Below are 18,406 nucleotides of genomic sequence, written 5' to 3' on the forward strand. Positions count from 1 at the left end.
GGGGGGCGTGCGAAAGGGGCCGCTGGCAATCGCCGGATCGGCCGCTGTCGCCGAGTGGGGAACGTTGTTCGCGACGGTCCGGGACACGGTGGTGCGAAAGAAGTTCGCCGCCGTTCCGCTGGCCACGGTCGCGACGTTTCTGATCCTGCTGTTCAGCATCGTCCAGCACCTGCCGGGCGGAGAGCGTTTCGTCAACAACATCGGGGTGGTGCGGGCGGCGCTGCCGCTGGACGTCTCGCTGCTGCGGACCCCGCTCTCGCTGTACGTGCCGGCGCTGGACCTTCCGGTCTGGGGGGCGCTGGCCCAGGTCTTCGTGGTCTTCGCGATCGCCGAGATCGTGCTCGGCCGGCGGATGACCCTGGTGGTCGCCTACACCTGCACCCTGGCGGGCACGCTGTTCGCCCGGGTCGGCGTGGCGATCGGGCCGCACCACCTGTTCGGCTTCCCGAAGTGGGTCGCCTACGTGCGGGACACCGGGCCCTCGGCCGCGGTGGTGGCGCTGGCGATCTGCATCGCGTTCCGCTGCCGGGCCTGGTTCACCGGCGGCCTGGTGGTGGCGGTGATGATCGGCGAGGCGGTGGTGCTGCCGAACCTGGCCGGCCTGGAGCACGTGGTCGCGGTGGTCACCGCGCTGCTGATCGCCGTCTCGGTCGAGGTCTTCGGGGACTTCTGGCCGAGGGTGCTGGCCGGGGTCGGCGCCGCCGCCTCGGTGGCCGCGGCCGCCTCGCGGGAGGTCGCGGTGGAGGCCCGGCGGCGCCGCTCGGCGGGCGCCGTCATCCCCTGACGGGTGCCGACGACGTTCCACCGGCCGCGTACGGGTGCCCGTACGCGGCCGTTCGGCGCCCGGCGGCCGTCGGCGCGGCCGTCAGGCGTGCGGGAGCGGGAGCTCGAACCAGACGACCTTGCCCACCGCCTTGCGGGCGGTGCCCCAGCGTTCGGCGAGCTTGGTGACCAGGGTGAGGCCGCGACCGGTCTCGCCCAGTTGCTCGGCCGGCTCCAGCGAGGGCAGGTTGTGGTTGTCGTCGCTGACCTCGACGAGCAGTTTGTCCACCCGGATCAGCTGGAGCTTCACGGTGTCCCGGGCGACCCGGACGGCGTTCGTCACCAGTTCGCTGACCAGCAGTTCGGTGGTGTCGCTGAGCGCCTCCAGGTGCCAGCCGGCCAGCTGCTCGCGCACCAGCGAGCGGGCCCGGCCGACCTCGCGGTGGTCCACGGCGAGGTCCCAGGTGGCCACCTCGGACGGGGCGACCCCGTCGAAGCGGGCCACCAGCAGGGCGACGTCGTCCTTGCGGTCGTCCGAGTGCAGCCGTCGCAGCACCTCGTCGCAGGCCTGCTCGGGGCTCTGCCGGGGGTCGATCAGGTTGCCGCAGAGCGCGGCCAGGCCGGCCCCTATGTCCCCGCCCCGGACCTCGACCAGACCGTCGGTGCAGAGCACCAGCATCGAGCCGTCCGAGACGTCGATGGTCTTGGCGACGAACGGCACCCCGCCGACGCCGATCGGCGCGCCGGCCGGGATCTCCAGCAGCTCGCCGCTGCCGTCCGGGTGCACCAGGACCGGCGGGACGTGGCCGGCGCTGGCCAGCTCGCAGGTCCGGTTGATCGGGTCGTAGACCGCGTACAGGCAGGTCGCGAGGTGGTCGTCGCCGAGCTTGTGGGCCAGGTTGTCCAGGTGGCGCAGCAGCTGGCCGGGTGGCAGGTCCAGGGCGGCGAGGGTCTGCATGGCGGTGCGGAAGCGGCCCATCGCGGCCGCCGAGTGCAGGCCGTGGCCCATCACGTCGCCGACCACCAGGGCGACCCGGCTGCCGGGCAGCTGGATCGCGTCGAACCAGTCGCCGCCGACCTCGGCCTTGGGGTCGCCGGGCAGGTAGCGGTGGGCGATCTGCACGCCGGGGATCTGCGGCGGGCGGGTCGGGATCATCGAGCGCTGCAGGGTGGTGGCGACCCGCGCCTCGGCGCGGTGCAGCCGGGCGTTGTCCAGCGACAGCGCGGCGCGGGCGGCCAGCTCCTTGAAGGTCGCGGCGTCGCCCTCGTCGAACCGGGCGCGGTCCGGCAGCCGCAGCAGCTTGAGGATGCCGAGCACGGTGCCGCGGGCGGAGAGCGGGACGACCAGCATCGAGCGGCCGGTGACCACCGGGGCCAGCCGGGCGCCGCCGAGCGCGATCGCGTAGTCGACCGCCACGTCCGGGCTGACCACCGGGACCAGCACCGGCTGGTTCAGCTGCAGGGCCATCCCGGGCGGGGTGCGGCGGGGCATGCTGACCAGCGAGCCCTCGGAGAGCACGTGGTCCCAGGCGCCGCCGGTCTCGTTGTAGACCAGGGCGACCCGGCGCAGCATGGTGTCGTCGTCCGGGCGGGCGGCGGGCAGCTCGGAGTCCGAGATCAGCCCGTCCACCAGGTCCACGCAGGCGAAGTCGGCGATCCGGGGGACCAGCACCTGGCACAGCTCGTGGGCGGTGAAGCCGAGGTCCAGCGTGGTGCCGACCTTGCCGCCGACCTCGTTCAGCAGGGCCAGCTGTTCGCCGGCCTGCCCGTTGGTGAGGAAGGGGCCGAGCCGTCCGGCGGGCGGGCCCTCCCCGGCCGCGGGCGCGGGGACCGGGACGGTGGCGGGCGGGGCCTGGTCGGTGCGCGGCAACGGATGGCCGTTGGCGGGAGGTTCGACGGCGGTGTGCTCGATGGCGGGGGCTCCTGCGGTGGGCGGGGGCGCCTCCCGGCCGGAGGCGGGGGGAGGGACGGGCGGGCCGCCGCCCGCCGCGGCGCCCGCGACGGCGGCCACCGGCCGGACGGCGGAGGGGACGGCGGCCGGGGCGGCGGGGCGTTCGGCGGCCTCGCGCTGGACGGGCAGCGGGCCGGGCGGCCGGCGGCCGGGCGCGCCCTGTTCGGGCTGCGGCGGCGGGCCGACCCGGGCGGCGCGCTGCTGGGGCGTCGGGTAGCGGCGGCCGAGGCCGGCGGCCGCGTGCGCCGTACCGGTCTGCGCGTCGGCGGGCAGCACCGGCAGCACGGTGGCCGGGTCCAGCCGCAGGGCGGGCAGTCCGCCCCGGTCCAGCGCGGCCAGCAGCGCTGCGCGGTGGCCGGCGGGCAGCAGCCGGGCCAGTGGCTCGGGCACCGGCCGAGCGGCCGGGGTGAGCGCCGCGGTCAGGGTGTGGAAGCCGCCCCGGGCGCCGGGCGCGGCGGCGAAGGGGAGCAGCCGCTCGCCGAGCGCGAGCCGCGGCCCGGCGGAGCGCAGCGGGCGGGCGTCGGCGGCCAGCGCCAGCAGTCCGCCGGCCGGGCCGGGCAGCGGGTAGGCCCACCAGAGCACGTCGCGCTGGTGCTCCTCGCGGTCGGTGACGGTCAGCCGGCCGGCCCAGGGGCGGCCGTCGGCGGTCCGCTCGGCGAGGGTGTCGAACGCGTCGCAGGGGCGGCGGACGGAGCAGCGTTCGCGCGCCCGGGGTTCCAGGGCGGGCAGCAGGCCGGAGGCCGGGCGGTCGTGGGCGACCTCGGCGCGGTGGCCGAAGAGTTCCTCGGCGGCCCGGCCCCACTGGGCGATCCGGCCGGACCGGTCGACCAGGACGGGGACGAGCCGGACCAGGGCGGCCACACCCGTCGGGTGGTCGCCCGGCGCGGTTCCGTCGCCCGCCGGCCGCGGTGTGGAGTTGGACTCGGCCACCATGGATTCGCTCTGCTCCCGCCTGGCCGCCGCGCCCGGGGGCGGCCGTCGCTCCGGAGGAAGGCACGCTGTGCGGATACCAGCGAAGCACGGACCGGGCCGGGCTCGACACCGAAACGGGGAGATTCCTCAGGATCGGTTGCGTGTCGTGTGCCGCACGCCGGTTCGTGCCCCCGGTTCACCCGGACGGGGCCCGCGACCACGGCGGTAGGGTGGCAGGCCGGACCGCCCGTACGGGTGGTCCGCAGGACGCAGCCGGCCGGACGAGACAGAGGCGACAAGTGAGCGCGCAGAGCCCCGCCCGCTGGACGGACCCGGAGCAGCAGGCACTGGAGGAGCGGGTCGCCGCCGCCGAGCTCGCCTGGCTCAGCATGGACGTGGACGTCCAGACGCTGCGGGTCGAGATCGACAACTTCGCGCTGATCCACCACCAGCTGCTCGGCCCGCTGTACGCCCGGCTGGACGAACTGGACGCGCTGGTCGCCGAGGCCGTCGCGGCCCGCACCGGCCGGCCGGAGGACCTGCGCCGGGCCGCCGAGGCACGGCAGCAGGTCGAGGACCTGCCGGACCTGGACGCGCTCTTCGACTCGGTGCGGGAGCAGTCCGGCCAGGACGGGGAGGCGGCCCCGCCGCCCGCCGCACCGGAGCGGGTGCGGCCCGGCAAGGACGCCCAGCGGATCTACCGCGAGCTGGTCCGCCGCGCCCACCCCGACCTGACCACCGACCCGGCCGAGCAGCAGCGCCGGGCCGCCTTCCTGGCCCGGGTCAACGAGGCCTACGCGTACGGGGACGCGACCGCTCTGGGGGCCCTGGCCGCCGAGTGGTCCACCGCGCCGCAGGCCGCGCCCGCCGTCGACGCGCCCGACCGCGCGGACTGGCTGCGCCGCCGGCTGGACTGGCTGACCGCCAAGATCACCGAGACCGCCACCGAGCAGGTCCGGCTGGAGCAGACCCCGATGGGCCAGCTGCTCGCCCTGGCCCCGCAGGACCCGGACCGGCTGCTGGAACAGCTCGCCGAGGAACTGCTGGCCAAGGCCGCCGAACGGCGGACCGAGCTGGAACGGCTGCTCGGCGGCCCGGCTCCGGCGGACGGTACGGCCTCCGGCGGCCGCGGCACGGCGCCGGTGGGCGACAATGACACGCATCCCCGCGAATCCCAGGAGAGCCACACGATGTTCCCGCAGATCCCCTCCGCCGACGCCGCCGCCGTGCCCGCCGACGCCGCCCTGCTGGACGTGCGCGAGCAGGACGAGTGGGACGCCGGCCACGTCGACGGCGCGCTGCACATCCCGATCGGCGAGGTGATCGCCCGCCTCGGCGAGCTGCCGGAGGAGAAGCTGTACGTGCTCTGCCGGGTCGGCGGCCGCTCCGCTCAGGTCGTCCAGTACCTGGTCCAGCAGGGTCGGGACGCGGTGAACGTGGACGGCGGGATGCACGCCTGGCAGGGTGCGGGCCGTCCGATGGTGAGCAGCACCGGCCAGGAGGCCTTCGTCCTCTGACGGCCCGGCACCCGCCGCCCGTGCCGTGCGGCAGGATGGGCGCGCGCGAGCGCGCCGGCACCGGGCCGGTGGCGCCCGCCGACCGGTCGGGGAGGCCATGACCGAGACGACGGACCGGCCGGCTGCCGGGAGGACCTGGTCCAGGCCCGCGCAGTTGGTCCTCGGCTTCGCCGGGTCGGTGCTGGCCGGCGGCACCGGGCTGTTCCTCGCCGCGGTGTTCCTGCACGTCGCGCCCGCCAACTCGGTGTCCCGGCAGTACCGGGACGAACTCGACGGCGTGGTGTACCCGGAGTTCGAGCAGAACTGGAAGCTGTTCGCGCCCAACCCGCTCCAGCAGAACGTGAGCGTGGACGCCCGGATCCGCACCGCCGCGCCCGACGGGTCCACCCGCACCCACGACTGGATCGGGTTGACCGCCCAGGACGTCGCCGCGATACGGGGCAACCCGGCGCCCAGCCACGTCGAGCAGAACCTGCTGCGCCGGGCCTGGGACTTCTACGACGGCTCGCACAACCCGCAGGACGAGACCCCGGCCTCCCCGCGCGGCAGGCTCGCCGAGCAGTACCTCAAGCGGATCGCCCTGCAGCGGATCGGCCGGGAGGCGGACGGGGGGCGGATCGTGGAGATCCAGTTCCGGTCGACCGCGGCCACCGTCCCGCCGCCGTCCTGGAGCGGCGAGCCCGCGCCGGCGGCGCCCCGGGTGCGGGAGCTGCCGTGGTGGCCGGTGACGGACGAGGACTACCGGGGGCTGCTCGGATGAACGAGGCGACGGTGCGGGCCACGGCACCGGGCGGGGCGGCACCGGGCGGGGCCGGGCCGGACGGCGGGGTGCCCCGGCAGACCGGGGCCGCGCGGCCGGTGGAGTCCGGGGCGGCGGGGACGGCACGCGGGCCGCGGGCACCGCTCGGGCGGGCCGCCGAGGCGTTCACCGGACGGGCGCTCGGCCGCCACCAGGCGGCGGTGGTGCGGATCGGCTTCGGACTGGTCTGGCTGGCCTACCTGCTGCGCGAGTGGCCGCACCGGCGGGTGCTGTACGGCGACCTCTCCCCCTGGTCGGCGGAGCTGGCCGAACAGCTGCTGGCCGACAACGGGGCCTTCACCGTGCTGCCCTGGTTCGGCGGCCGGCTCTGGTCCGAGCTGGTCTACCACCTGGCCGTGCTGGCCGCCCTGGCCGTACTGCTGGGCTGGCGGACCAGGGCGAGCAGGGTGCTGTTCCTGGTCACCGTGCTGTCCCTGCAGAACCGCGACGTCTTCCTCGGCGACGGCGGTGACAACGTCGTCCACCTGATGGCGGTCTACCTGGTCTTCACCCGCTGCGCCGAGGTCTGGTCGCTGGACGCCCGGCGCCGAGGACCCGGGCGGACCGGGGTGGTGCTCTGGGCGGTGCTCGGAGCCGTCCTGGCGGCCTGTCAGTTCGGCGGCTTCGCCGGGGACACCCTGACCTGGACCGACCGGGCCTTCCCGTACCTCGGCTGGTCGCCGTTGTTCTGGGCGCTCTGGACGGCGGCCGGGCTCCGGTGGACGCTCGGCCGGCTGCGGCCCGACGGCGAGCCGCGGGCGGTGCTCGACGCGCTGGCGAACATGGTGCACAACTGCGCGATGCTGGTGATCGCCGTCGAAGTGGTGCTGATCTACGCCACGGCCGGCTGGTACAAGGTGCAGGGCTCGCGCTGGCAGGACGGCACCGCGCTGTACTACCCGCTGCACCTGGACTACTTCACGCCCTGGCCGGGGCTGTCCGCGCTGGTCGGCTCGGCGCTGCTGCCGGTCTTCCTGATCTCGTACGGCACCGTGATCCTCCAGGTGGCGTTCCCGTTCACGCTGCTCGACCGGCGGGTCAAGAACGGCCTGCTGGCCGTCATGATGCTGGAGCACGCGGGGATCGCGGTCGTGCTCGGGCTGCCGGTCTTCTCGCTCGCGATGATCGCGGCGGACGCGGTGTTCCTGCCGACCGGGGCACTGCTGTGGGCGGCGGCGCGGCTGAGCCGGATCCGGCGGAGGTATCCGGCCTAGGATGTCGCTATGTCCTGGTTCGCCGCACTTCGTGACACCGCGCGGACCGGGCTCACCCTGGACCGGGCGCTCACCGACCCCAAGCGGGCGGTGCGCGGGGCCGTCGCGGTGGCGCTGGTGCTCTTCCCCACCCTCGCGCTCGGCGGGGTCGCGCTCGCCACCTCGGCCGCGATGGGCGCGTTCATCGCCGGCTCGGCCACCTTCCAGCGCAGCTTCCGGCCCCGGGCCAGCCTCGCCGTCGCCGCCGGGGCCGGACTCGGCATCAGCACCTTCCTCGGCTACCTGGCCGCCGGCGTCCCCGGGCTGTTCCCGGTGCTGCTCGCGGTGTGGGCCTTCGGCGCCGGACTGGCCTGGGCGATCGGGCCCACCGCCGGAGTGGTCGCCACCAACACCGTCTCGGTGATGCTGATCGTCGTACAACTCCCGGTCAGCACGGTCACCGCGCTCGGCCACGGGCTCGTCGCCGCCCTGGGCGGAGTCGCCCAGGCCACCGTCATCACCGTCTGGCCGATCGGCAGCTGGACCGCCCAACGGGAGGCCCTCGCCGACACCTACGCCGAACTCGCCGACTACGCACGCCGGTTGCGACAGGACCCGACCGCGCACGTCGACCCGGAGCCGTTCATGACGGCCCGCCACGCCGCCGCCCTCACCCCCTGGCAGGACCGCCACCGGCCACCCGAGCTGCGCGGACTGCGCGGCATCGCCGAGCGCATCCGGCCCACCCTCGCCGCACTCGCCGACCCCAAGGTGGGCGCCCCCGAAGAAGGGCCGGGACGGGACCGGGCCCGGGAAGTGCTGGCCGCCGCCGCCGAGGTCATGGACGCCCTCGCCCGGGCGATCCGCACCGGCGACCCCGTCCGGCTCCCCCGCTCCGCGCCGTCGCTCACCCTGGTCGGCTCCGACGACGGGCCGCGGCTCCAGGGCGCGGCCCGGCGCTCCGCCCGGCGGCTCGGCGGGCTGCTGCGGAAGGCCGCGGACACCCTGGACCGCAACGACGAGGACACCATCACCACCCCCGTCGTCGGGGCCGGCGGGGCGCTGCGCAAGCCCACCATCGCCCGGATGCTGCCGGTCGCGGCACGGGCCGTGCGGCGGCAGCTGCACCCGCGCTCGGCGATCTTCCAGCACGCCGTCCGGCTCGCCGGCGTGGTCACCGTCGCCTACCTGCTGGCCCGGCTCGCCGGATTCCACCACGGGTACTGGGCGCCGATGACCGCCGCGATGGTGATGCGGCCGGACTTCGCCCAGACCTACAGCCGGGGCGTCGCCCGGCTGGCCGGAACGGTGGTCGGAGTCGCCGTCTCGACGCTCGTGGTGCAGCTCGCCCACCCCGGGCAATGGGTGCTGGCCGCGCTGGCGGTGATCTGCATCGGCGGGTCGTACCTGGCGTTCCGCACCGGGTACGCGCTCACCACGGTCGGGATCTCCACGTACGTGGTGTTCCTGCTCGGACTCCAGGAGGGCAACCCGCTGGTGACAGCCTTCGAACGGGTCGGGCTCACCCTGCTCGGCGGATCGATCGCACTCGTCACGTACGCGCTCTTCCCGACCTGGCAGACCGCCCGGCTCGGCGAACGGCTCGCCGAATGGCTGGCGGCCGCCGGACGGTACGCGGCGGCGGTGATCGCCTGCTACGAGGAGCCGGCGGCGCCGCGCGGACGGGTGGTGCGCAGCGCGCTGCTGGACTCCCGGGAGGCGCGCTCCGAACTGTTCCAGGCGATGCAGCGGGCCGACGCCGAACCGGGGCGGCACGAATCCGGGCTGGCCGGAGTGAGCCGGCGCCAGATCGACCGGGCCCGGGCGGCGGTCGGGGCCCTCGGGCGGGCGGCCGTGCTGCTGGAGGCCCACCTGCCGGCGGGGGACGCGGAGCCGGTGCCGGGGGCGGGGGCGTACGCGGAGGAGCTGCGGCTGGCGACGGCGCTCGCGGCGGGGGCGATGCTGACGGGGCGGACGGTGGAGTTCGGGGCGGTGCGGGACGCCCAGGTGTGGTTGGAGGAGGGGCTGGCGGGGGCGCCGGCGGGGGTGCAGCGGGATGTGGTGAGGGCGGGGACCCGGTTGGTGGGGCAGGCTTTGCGGGATTTGGAGCGGGCTCTGCGGGGGTCTTCTGCGGGGGAGGGCTCTCGGGAGGGGGGCTCTCGGGAGGGTGGGGGGCCGGGGGCGGCTCCGGGGGTGGGTGCTCCGGGGGCTGGATGATTTTCAGACTGCCCACTCCGAGGGGTGGGGCGTTGAGACCGTTGGCAGTCTGAAAATCACCCGTCACGCCCCTCTCCGCACCCACCCCCTGCGCCGCCCCCTTCCGCAGCGCGTCCCTCTCGCTGGGGAGGGAGGGGCACCTTTCGCGCTGGGGGGTGGGGGTGCTCCTCTCGGTGGGGGTGGGGGTTGGGGGTGGGGTTGGGGTTGGGGGGTGGGGTGTTGGGGTCAGGCGGCGTGGGCGGCTTGGAGCCAGTTGGTGAACTCGCAGGCGAAGTGCCACTGGTGGCCGGTGGGGAGGAGGTCGGGGGCGGCTTCCGGGAACTGGACGGTGAGGCGGATGCGCAGGCCGTCGGGGGTGTCGGCGAATTCGTGGAGGACGTGGAGGACCTCGGTGCCGTCGGCGAGGGTGCCGGTGCCGCCGATGCGGACCGGGAAGGTGTCGTCGCCGGGGAGGTCGTGGTGGAAGTGGAGGAAGAAGCGGGCCGGGCCGGTGCCGATGGTTTCGATGATCTCGACCTGCTCGCCGGTGGAGTCGGCGAGGTAGTGCTCGGGGTTGGCGGCGAGCAGGGCGGCGCGGTCGCCGGTCTGCAGGCGGGACTGCCACCAGGTGAGGAAGGTGTCGGCGTCGATGCCGGTGGCGGTGAGTTCGGTGACGGCGGTGCGCCGGCGGCCGGCGGAGGCCCGGGCCCAGCCGGCCAGGGCGGTGTCGGCGGCGGTGGTGTCGGGGGTGAGCAGTTCGCGCGTCCGGTCGTCGCCGAGGCGCTGCTTGAGCAGGCGCAGGGCGGCGCGGGCGCGGTCGAGTTCCCAGGCGAGGACGGCCTCCCGGGGGTGGGGGGTGCCGTCGATCTCGGTGCGGATGGTGAGGCCGGGCTGCATGGCGTCGCTCCTTGAAGAGGGCGAGAAGGCGGAGGAATTTTCTCCGCTTCTGGTGACGCTAGCATAGGGGGAGAGATTTTCTCCGGTTAGGGAGTTGTGGATGAGGGCCGACGCGGAGCGCAGCCGGCGCAGGATCCTGGACGCCGCCTGCGAGGTGTTCCTGGAGCGGGGCCCGGACGCCCCGTTGGACGCGGTGGTGCGGCGGGCCGGGGTCGGCCCGGGCACGCTCTACCGGCGGTTCCCCGACCGGGAGGCGCTGGTCCACGAACTGGTCACCGACCTGCTGGCCCGGCTCACCGAGGCCGCCGAGCAGGCGCGGGCGGCCGAGCCGGATCCGTACCTGGCGCTGCGCCGCTTCGTGCACGCCGCCGCCGATCTGCGGATGGGGGCGGCGATCGTGGTGCTGTTGGAGCACCTGGTGGTGGACGAGGAGCTGGTGGCGGTTCGCCGGGGCACCGTCGTGGCGGTCGAGGGGCTGCTGCGGGCCGCGCGGGAGGCCGGGCGGCTGCGCCCCGACGTGGGGATGGGGGACCTGGTGCTGCTCTGCGTCCGGGTGTCCCGTCCGCTGCCGGGGGCGCTGGCGGCGCTGGACGCGGACGGCTCCTTGGTCCACCGGCACCTGGACCTCGCGCTGGCCGGGTTGGCCGGCGAACCGGACGGACCGCCGGGGCGCGCGTTGGGCTTCGACGAGGTGATCGCCGCGGCCGGGCGGCCCGGTGAGCCGGGTCCGGGGCGGGTGACAGAGTGACCGCCATGGACGAGGACGAGCTGGTGCGGGCCTGGCGGGCGGCCGAGCGGGAGCCGGGGGCGGTGCTGCTGGACGGGTTCCACGCGCTGAAGCACGCGCTGCGGTTCGGGGGCGAGGTGCGGCGGGTGCTGACCGCCGACCGGGCGGCTCTGCTGGCGTTGGCGGGTGAGCTGGCGCCGGATGTCGTGCCGGCGCTGGAGGGGCTCGCGGTGGAGGTGCCGGAGGCCGTGCTGCGGGGGCTGGTGCCGCGGTTGCACCCGACGGGGGTGGCCGCGTCGGCGGTGCGGCCCGGTGCGCGGGCGAACCGGGCGGTGCTGGCCCGCCGGCCGCGGACGGCGCCGGTGGTGGTGCTGGAGAATCCGCGCAACCTGGGGAACGTCGGGGCGGTGATCCGGCTGGCGGCGGGGTTCGGTGCCACCGGGGTGGTGACCACCGGGGACCTGGATCCGTGGCACCCGAACGTGCTGCGGGGCAGCGCGGGACTGCACTTCGCGACCGCGGTCGAGCACTTGGATCCGGAGCAACTGCCGGACGGGCCCCTGTACGTGCTGGATCCGGAGGGGGCGGACATCCGGGACGTGCCGTTCCCCGACGAGGCGCTGCTGGTCTTCGGCACCGAGCGGCACGGCGTGTCGGAGGAGCTCAAGGCGCGCGCCGACCACCTGGTGGCGGTGCCGATGCAGCCGGGGGTGTCCAGCTTCAACCTGGCGACCAGCGTCGGGATGGGCCTCTTCCACTGGATGTCGGGGCGGCGCTGAGGCGCGGTGCCCGGGAGGGCACCGTGCCCCGGCGGGGCCGTCAGGAGAAGAGCCGGCGCCAGGTGTCGGGGCCCGGGTAGCCGTCGGCCTCGCTGCCGCGCCAGCCCTGGGCCTGCTGGAAGGCCTGGACGGCGCGGCGGTCGCTCTCCGTCCAGCGCGGGCCGGGGCCGACGCCGTACGAGCCGCCGAAGCCCTTGCGGACCAGCTGTTCGCCGAGCAGACGGACGTGGTCGTTGTTCTGGCCGGGGCCGAAGTACCGCGCACCGGGGAAGGCGGAGCCGCCGGTGGTGGGCGGCGGGGGCGGTAGCGGGGTGCCGCCCCCGCCGCCGATGTCGCGGCCCTTGCCGTTGACCAGGTAGTCCCAGGTGTCCTTGCCGGGGATGCCGTCGGCCTCGTTGCCGCGCCAGCCCTGGGCCTGCTGGAAGGCCTGGGTGGCCCTGCGGTCGGCCTCGCCCCAGCGCGGGCCGGGGCCCTCGGAGTAGAACGCGGCGCCGCCGCGCCGCACCAGCAGTTGGCCGAGCTCGGTGACGTACGCGTTGTTGGCGCCGGGGCCGAACTTGGCGGTGCCGGGGAAGGCGGTCGAGGAGGTGCCGCCGCCGTTGCCGCCGGCGGACAGGCCGGTGTAGCGGTACGGGACGTAGCCGCCGGAGTTGTTCCAGTACGCGTACGGGGTGGAGCGCTTCTTGGTGGCGGGGCCGGTCTGCTCGTAGGCGACGTACGTGGTGCGGGAGGAGTCGGTCCAGCCGCCGAAGATCGTCACGTGCGAGCCGGCCTAGGGGTTGGCCGGGTTGTTGTAGATGAGGACGTCGCCGGGCTGGAGGTCGTTCTTGCCGATCCGCTCGGCGAAGTCGGGCAGTGTCCAGGTGGTCTGACTGCTGCCCAGGCCCCAGGCCATCGAGACGAATCCGGAGCAGTCCTGGCGGTAGCCGTCCGACCAGTAGCGGCTCATGCTGTACGGCACGCCCTGGTCGACCCAGGTCTGGGCGCGCTGGATGATCTGGGCCCGGGTGAGCGGCGCCGCGGCGGTGCGCGGGGCGGCGAAGGCGCGGGCGCCGGGGGCCTGGCCGTAGAGGCCGCTGACCTCGCCCTGGGGGGTCTGTGACCGGGCATTGCTGCTGCCGCCCGGGGTGGGGCCGGGCGCGGGGGCCGCGGTGGCGGAGCCGGCGGCGGCCGTTCCGCCGCCTATCGCGGTGCCCACGGCGGCCATCAGGACGGCGGCCCGGCGGCGGACGCTGCGGGCGGCGGCGTGGCCGCCCTCGTGGACCGGCGCGGCGTGCAGCCGTGCGCGTCGGCGGGCGTTGCAGCCCCCGCATATGCAGTCCTCCGCCGGTTCGACGTCGTCGAACTCGATGAGCGGGGACAGGGGGTCGGTCAGGGTCATGCTCCGCCTCTTTCCCGGACTATTCCGCGTGTTATCCGGACCAAAGTCCCAAAGCGGGCGGGATGAGTCACGGTGGGTTAGGCCGAACGGGTGAGACCCGTTCGGCTCCCGGGCGTGGCGTCGATCGGTGGGATGGCCTAGGAGAGGTGAGCCGTGGTCAGCGTGGAATGGCGGCCGAGTACTCGGGGTCGCTCCAGGTCAGGGGGGTGGCGTCGGCCAGTTCGACGACGCCGGTGACGGTCAGTTCGACCATCCGTTCGGCGCCCGGGACGCCCTGCCGGGCCTCCTCGGACCAGTCGGCGCGGGCCTCGCCGGTCACCAGCAGCGCCCCGCCGGTCTCCCAGTCGGGCAGCAGCAGGCCGGCGCGCGGGTCCAGCTCCAGGTTCCCGAGCGTCAGGAACATGCTGTTGCCCGGGTACTCCGGCCAGCGCAGCCGGTCCGGTGCCACCGGTCGCAGGAAGCCGGGGAGGCCACCGCGGTGGGAGGCGTCCACGCTGCCGTCCGGGCCGGTGCTGGCGATGAAGAAGGTGTCCGCGGTGGCCGCCGCCAGGCGCTGCGCGGTGGTCAGCGCCGGACCGGTGGCGACCGTGCGGGGCGGGCCGGCGGCCGGGCGGTCCGTCGGGGTGCGGCGCTGGATGTACTTCGGGCAGTTGGCGACCACCTCCTCGGCGTGCACCAGCAGCCCGCCCCGGCCGTCCGGGACGGAACGCCCGTTGAGCCGCATCCGGCGCCGGCCGGCCGGGTCCAGTGCGATGGTGCCGACCCGGGCCGGGCGGTCCAGCGCCCCGGCCAGCGGGTCGGCCCCGGACGGGAGGGCGGCGACGGCCAGGGTGTGTTCGTCCGGGGCGGAGAGGAAGCCGGCCGGGCCGGCCAGCTGGGTGGCCCAGACCCGGCCGTCCCGGTCGGCGGCGCCGACGACCAGCATCCGGCGCTCGGTCAGGAAGCGGGCGGCGACCGTCGGGACGGTGCGGCGGATCGACCGGCCGGCGTGGTCGGCCCGTCCGGTCCGGTCGGCCCGGGCCTGGACGGTCCGCTCGCCGGGGTGGTACGGCGTGCTGGTGGTCATGGTCGGCTCCCTGGCGGTGGTCGGGACGCGTTCTAGAAGAAGCCGCAGGTCGGGGCGTCGGCAGTGGGGGCTTCGGCCTCGGTCCCGTCCACACCGGTGCGGGTGTAGACCTCCAGCCGGATGCCGTCCGGGTCGGTGAAGAAGATGCCGCCGGAGGCCGAGCCCTCGCTGTGCGGGACGACGCCGTCGTAGGCGAACTCCGCGCCGAGCCCGCGCAGCAGCCGTTCGGTGGCGCGGACCTCGTCGAGGCTCTCGACCTCGAAGGAGAGGTGGTGCAGGCCGGGGCCGGTGGTGGCGAAGGTGCCCGCGCTCTGCTGCCAGAGCGTCACCACCAGGCGGCCGTCGCGGCCGAGCAGGGCGTAGCGGCGTTCGGGGTCGGTGCCTTCGGCGGTGACCTCCAGGCCGAACACGGCGCGGTAGAAGTCGAGCGAGCGGGCCAGGTCGGTGACGTTCAGTCCCACGTGGCCGGTCTGCAGGGTGCGGAGCTGGGTGGTGGCGGACATGCCTGGTCACTCCCGGAGGCTTCGGCGTCCGGCGAGGCTGCCGCCTAACCGGTACTCATGAGAGTAGGAGTTAGATGATGCAGCGTCAACCAGTGAATGGCACTGGAGCGGTTAGGTTTTGCGGGGGGCACGCGAAAGCCCCGCCGGGCCTGACGGTCCCGACGGGGCTCGGAAGGGGGAAGGGCCCGGCCCCTGGCTAGGCCCACTCCCAGCGGATGCCGATGTGGCCCGGCTGCTGGTCCGGGGCCAGGACGTGGGCGCTCGCCGAGGCGCCGATCCACAGCTGTTCGCGGCGGTGGTCGACGTCGGCGCCGGGCTCGCGGTCGTAGCGCTCGCAGTGCGCGGGGACGGCCGCCGGGTCGAAGTGCACCTGGAGCACGTACTCGCGCACCGGGCTGGCGAAGCGGCGGCTGTACTCCATGGTCGGGCCGCCGGGCGGGATCTCCACCTCGTACTCGAAGACCGTGCTGTCGCCGAGGCCGAGCGGGCGGTCCAGCATCAGCTCGGCGACGATCAGCCCGGCCTCGGGGCGGCGGCGCACCCGGCCCAGCCGGCCGTGCCGCACCGAGGTGATCTCCGGGCAGCCGGCCGCCTCCTCGTCGGCCATGTGCACCACCAGGCAGCGGCCGACGCCGCCGACCGTGGCGCGCACCACCTGGCGCATCCGCAGCAGGTTGCCGCGCCGCTCGGCGTCCACGTAGTAGGAGTCGTGGATGCTCAGCCGCTCCAGCTCGCCGGCCGGCGGGGCGTTCAGCTCGGCGAAGATGTTGGCGATCTCCTGCTCGCCCGGCCAGACGTCCTCCAGCCCGAGGTGGCAGGTGTTGGCCGCGGCGGCCCAGCGGCCGCGCGGGCGCGGCGGGCCGAGCAGGGAGGAGAGCGCGCTGTGCGGCAGGCCGAGCAGTTCCTCCAGCAGGTGGACGGCGCGCAGCGAGCTGGCCCGTTCGGGCTGGCTGCGGCCGCGCCGCCAGTAACTCAGGGTCGTGACACTGACCCTGACGCCCCGTCCGGCGAGGGCGGCGCGGATGCGGTCCAGGCTGAGGCCGCTGGCCTCGATGGCCAGGTGCAGGGTGTCCGCGAAGCCGCCGACCGGGGCGAGCCGGCCGGGCGGTGGTGCGGGGGCGCCGGCGGGAGCCGGTCCGGGGCGCTCCGTGTGCGACCCGACCAGCCGCAGTCGCGCGGCGTCCTGTGGTTGCTGTGCGGCCATGCGGTGACCCTCCCCACCAGGTGAGTTCGGCGGGACCGGGCCGGCGCCGGGGCGCGCCGCCAGCGGCTTCACCGAGCTTTGGGGAACCCTATGCACGGTCGAGAGGCTACGTCATCAGTCGTGCGTATGACAGTGGTCACGGCAGGTGGACCGAAGGGTTAGCGATCTTGAAACAGTCCGGAAACACGAGCCGCCGACCTGGGCCCGCACACCGCCGTGGGCGGGCCCGGACGGACACCGCCGGGGCGGGCCCTGACGGCTCCGCCCCGGCGGGGGTTCGGTGGTGCTATCGGTCGGTGATCAGCTCACGTTCAGCGCGACGTCGTCGATCACGAAGCTGGTCTGCTGCGACGAGTCCTCGGTGCCGGTGAACTTGATGGTCACGGTCTGGCCGGCGAAGGAGGTCAGGTCCAGGGTGCGCTGGACGTAGCCCGCGGCGGCGTTCGCGTTGGAGTAGGTCGCCAGCGTGGTGCTGTTGGCCTGGACGGTCAGCTTGTCGTACGCGGTGGTGCCGGTCTCCGCGGTGTCGATGTGCAGCCAGAAGGTCAGCTTGGCGGAGGCGCAGCCGGCCGGGATCGAGACGGTCTGCGACATGGTGTCGGTGTGGGCCGAGCCGTAGCCGTTCATCCAGGCCTTCCAGCTGCCCGAGTGGGCCGCCTGGGAGGAGCTGTTGTCGACCACGCCGCTGGAGGTGGTCCACGGGGAGGCGGTACCGGTCTCGAAGCCGCCGTTGGTGACGAGCTGGGCGGCGGTGCAGCCGCCGGACGGCGGGGTGGTGCCGCCGCCGAGCAGGGCGGTGGTCAGCGCGTCGGCGACCGGGGAGCCCCAGCCGGTGACCTGGTCGTAGCCGGTCTTCGCGGAGAAGTCCTGGTTGGCGCCGGTGGTCACGTCGTGGAAGGTGCTGCCGTAGGCGCTGCTGTTCGCGACCGAGTACAGCCGCGGGCTCGCCTCGCCCAGGACCGGCTGCCCGGCGGTCTTGGCCTTCTGGTTGAACTGGGCCGCGTAGCCGGACCAGAGCGGCGCGGCGGCGCTGGTGCCGCCGTAGACCTGCCAGCCGCCGGCGGTGTAGATCGCGAAGCCGCTGGCCGGGTCGGCGTTGGAGGAGACGTCCGGGACGGTGCGCATGGTGCCGCTGACACCGGTGCCGGTCTGCCAGCTCGGCTTGGCGAACACGGTGGAGACGCCGCCGCCGGCGGTGCTCCAGGCGCTCTCCGAGGAGTAGGCGTTGCCGCTGGAGACCTTGAGGTTGGTGCCGCCGACGCCGGTCTGGTGCGGGCTGGAGGCCGGGAAGTCGACCGCCTTGACGGAGGAGCCGCTGGTGGAGCGGGTGCAGTCGCGGGAGCCGTCGTCGCCGGAGGCGGAGAAGATCGAGATGCCCTGGGCGGCGGCCTGCTTGAAGGCGTTGTCGACCGCGGTCATCGAGGAGGCGGTGGTGTCCGGCTCGCAGGAGCCCCAGGAGATCGAGACCACCGAGACCTTGTTGTCGGTCACGATCTTGTTGGCCATGTCGATCTCGCCCTGGTCGCTGTTGGGCGCCTCGTAGACCAGCTGGGTGGCCTTGGGCGCCGCGCCGCGGACGATCTCGCTGTCCAGCTCGACCTCGCCCTGGCCCTGGCCGGGGGCGGAGTCGTAGTTGGCGCCGTCCACCGAGACGGTGGAGACGGCCGGGCCGGACAGGCCGTACTGGGAGTCGTAGGTGGTCAGGTTCGAGGACTTGTAGCCGTCGAACTCCCACAGCGCGACCGTGGTGCCGGTGCCGTCCGCGCCGGTCTTGTTGAGGTTGTACGCGCCGGTGTACTGGGCCGGGGCCATGCCGCTCGGGGTGGCGCTCGCCGCGTTCGGGGTGACCGCGTTCGGCGTGGCGATGCGGTTCTTGCGCACCGCGTGGTTGTCCAGGCCGCTGATGCCCTGGACCACGGCGGCCAGGTCGGAGGGGATCGAGGCCGCGGCGTCGTTGGCGAAGAAGGCGCGCTGCAGCTGCGGGTCCAGGTACGAGCTCTCGTGGGTGCCGAAGGCCTGGGAGACCTGGGCGGCGGTGCCGTGGGCGTTGACCACCTGGCGGTTGGCGCTCACGTCGCCGACGGTCAGGCCCTGCTGGGCCAGGTACGTCCTGACCTGGTCGACGGCGGCCTGGGTCGGGCCGAACCGCGCGGTGAACTGCTCCGGCGTCAGGTAGTGGCCGTACTCCGGGGTGCCCGGGGTGGCGACGGCGGCGAGGAAGCGGTCCAGGGCGTCCGTGTCGCGCAGCTTCAGGCTGACGGACACCGCGATCTGCTGCGCGGCCGGAACGTCACCCTTCTTCTCCGAGTGGGCCACCGCGGGGTTCACGGTGTTCGGCAGGGCGACGCGCGGGGTGGCGTTGGGCGTGGCGGCCTGCGCGGTGGAGACACCGAGCGAGACGGCGGTCAGCGGCAGCACGGCTATCGCCGCGGCGAGGGCAAGGGAGCGGGGACGCAACGGATCCTCCTCTGGCCGGCTGTGGGGGCCGGCCCGGGGCCAGGCGTTCAGGGGGTCGAGAA

Annotated in this window: 13 protein-coding genes and 1 pseudogene; 7 read left to right on the top strand and 7 right to left on the bottom strand. The window is 74.9% G+C overall.

Annotation, left to right across the window (positions count from 1 at the left end):
• Positions 1–91: 91 nt before the first annotated feature.
• Entirely contained in the window at positions 92–784 is a 693-nt protein-coding gene (locus ACZ6EM_RS11940; protein WP_401054941.1) for a hypothetical protein, read from the top strand.
• A gap of 81 nt (positions 785–865) precedes the next feature.
• Here the strand turns inward: ACZ6EM_RS11940 and ACZ6EM_RS11945 are convergent, their stop codons facing one another.
• Positions 866–3,646: an ATP-binding SpoIIE family protein phosphatase gene (locus ACZ6EM_RS11945; protein ID WP_465772306.1), complete on the bottom strand. Its 2,781-nt coding sequence runs from the start codon at positions 3,644–3,646 to the stop codon at positions 866–868.
• Positions 3,647–3,924: 278 nt separating this feature from the next.
• On the opposite strand from ACZ6EM_RS11945, the gene ACZ6EM_RS11950 reads away from it, so the two are divergent.
• The 4 genes from ACZ6EM_RS11950 (at position 3,925) to ACZ6EM_RS11965 (ending at position 9,351) form a co-directional block, all read left to right on the top strand.
• A complete protein-coding gene (locus ACZ6EM_RS11950) occupies positions 3,925–5,142 on the top strand; it encodes a rhodanese-like domain-containing protein (protein ID WP_387694043.1) in 1,218 nt (405 codons plus the stop codon).
• Positions 5,143–5,239: 97 nt separating this feature from the next.
• Complete coding sequence (locus tag ACZ6EM_RS11955; protein ID WP_401054642.1) at positions 5,240–5,902, top strand: DUF5819 family protein; 663 nt, start codon at positions 5,240–5,242, stop codon at positions 5,900–5,902.
• Entirely contained in the window at positions 5,899–7,155 is a 1,257-nt protein-coding gene (locus tag ACZ6EM_RS11960; protein WP_465772307.1) for an HTTM domain-containing protein, read from the top strand. Before ACZ6EM_RS11955 ends, ACZ6EM_RS11960 begins: the two co-directional genes overlap by 4 nt.
• A gap of 9 nt (positions 7,156–7,164) precedes the next feature.
• Positions 7,165–9,351, top strand: coding sequence for an FUSC family protein (locus ACZ6EM_RS11965; protein ID WP_465772308.1), 2,187 nt, complete (start codon positions 7,165–7,167; stop codon positions 9,349–9,351).
• A 225-nt stretch (positions 9,352–9,576) separates the two neighbouring features.
• Here the strand turns inward: ACZ6EM_RS11965 and ACZ6EM_RS11970 are convergent, their stop codons facing one another.
• Positions 9,577–10,227: a hypothetical protein gene (locus ACZ6EM_RS11970; RefSeq protein WP_380545794.1), complete on the bottom strand. Its 651-nt coding sequence runs from the start codon at positions 10,225–10,227 to the stop codon at positions 9,577–9,579.
• 100 nt (positions 10,228–10,327) lie between these two features.
• On the opposite strand from ACZ6EM_RS11970, the gene ACZ6EM_RS11975 reads away from it, so the two are divergent.
• Together ACZ6EM_RS11975 and ACZ6EM_RS11980 are read left to right on the top strand one after the other, a co-directional pair.
• Positions 10,328–10,975: a TetR/AcrR family transcriptional regulator gene (locus ACZ6EM_RS11975; protein ID WP_465772309.1), complete on the top strand. Its 648-nt coding sequence runs from the start codon at positions 10,328–10,330 to the stop codon at positions 10,973–10,975.
• 5 nt (positions 10,976–10,980) lie between these two features.
• Positions 10,981–11,733 carry a TrmH family RNA methyltransferase gene (locus ACZ6EM_RS11980; RefSeq protein ID WP_452180870.1) on the top strand — a complete coding sequence of 251 codons (753 nt, stop codon included), beginning with the start codon at positions 10,981–10,983 and terminating at the stop codon, positions 11,731–11,733.
• Positions 11,734–11,773: 40 nt separating this feature from the next.
• Here ACZ6EM_RS11980 and ACZ6EM_RS11985 read toward each other — a convergent pair.
• The 5 genes and pseudogenes from ACZ6EM_RS11985 to ACZ6EM_RS12005 form a co-directional block, all read right to left on the bottom strand.
• Positions 11,774–13,114: pseudogene (locus ACZ6EM_RS11985) on the bottom strand (peptidoglycan-binding protein).
• 157 nt (positions 13,115–13,271) lie between these two features.
• Entirely contained in the window at positions 13,272–14,180 is a 909-nt protein-coding gene (locus tag ACZ6EM_RS11990; RefSeq protein WP_401050737.1) for a pyridoxamine 5'-phosphate oxidase family protein, read from the bottom strand.
• Between the two features lie 32 nt (positions 14,181–14,212).
• Positions 14,213–14,683, bottom strand: a complete 471-nt coding sequence (locus tag ACZ6EM_RS11995) for a VOC family protein (protein ID WP_401050740.1) — start codon at positions 14,681–14,683, stop codon at positions 14,213–14,215.
• A gap of 196 nt (positions 14,684–14,879) precedes the next feature.
• Positions 14,880–15,887, bottom strand: coding sequence for an XRE family transcriptional regulator (locus ACZ6EM_RS12000; RefSeq protein WP_387694032.1), 1,008 nt, complete (start codon positions 15,885–15,887; stop codon positions 14,880–14,882).
• Positions 15,888–16,187: 300 nt separating this feature from the next.
• The gene (locus ACZ6EM_RS12005) at positions 16,188–18,344 is read right to left on the bottom strand and encodes a protease pro-enzyme activation domain-containing protein (protein WP_401050743.1); all 2,157 of its coding nucleotides are present in this window, start codon (positions 18,342–18,344) and stop codon (positions 16,188–16,190) included.
• Positions 18,345–18,406: the final 62 nt, after the last annotated feature.

It is taken from the genome of Kitasatospora sp. NPDC041917 (genome assembly GCF_055589745.1).

Bases quoted from the DNA above. Each gene is read 5' to 3' on its own strand.
- ACZ6EM_RS11945 (WP_465772306.1), bottom strand. From the start codon at position 3,646: ATGGTGGCCGAGTCCAACTCCACACCGCGGCCGGCGGGCGACGGAACC.
- ACZ6EM_RS11955 (WP_401054642.1), top strand. From the start codon at position 5,240: ATGACCGAGACGACGGACCGGCCGGCTGCCGGGAGGACCTGGTCCAGG.
- ACZ6EM_RS11960 (WP_465772307.1), top strand. From the start codon at position 5,899: ATGAACGAGGCGACGGTGCGGGCCACGGCACCGGGCGGGGCGGCACCG.
- ACZ6EM_RS11965 (WP_465772308.1), top strand. From the start codon at position 7,165: ATGTCCTGGTTCGCCGCACTTCGTGACACCGCGCGGACCGGGCTCACC.
- ACZ6EM_RS11970 (WP_380545794.1), bottom strand. From the start codon at position 10,227: ATGCAGCCCGGCCTCACCATCCGCACCGAGATCGACGGCACCCCCCAC.
- ACZ6EM_RS11975 (WP_465772309.1), top strand. From the start codon at position 10,328: ATGAGGGCCGACGCGGAGCGCAGCCGGCGCAGGATCCTGGACGCCGCC.
- ACZ6EM_RS11980 (WP_452180870.1), top strand. From the start codon at position 10,981: ATGGACGAGGACGAGCTGGTGCGGGCCTGGCGGGCGGCCGAGCGGGAG.
- ACZ6EM_RS11990 (WP_401050737.1), bottom strand. From the start codon at position 14,180: ATGACCACCAGCACGCCGTACCACCCCGGCGAGCGGACCGTCCAGGCC.
- ACZ6EM_RS11995 (WP_401050740.1), bottom strand. From the start codon at position 14,683: ATGTCCGCCACCACCCAGCTCCGCACCCTGCAGACCGGCCACGTGGGA.
- ACZ6EM_RS12000 (WP_387694032.1), bottom strand. From the start codon at position 15,887: ATGGCCGCACAGCAACCACAGGACGCCGCGCGACTGCGGCTGGTCGGG.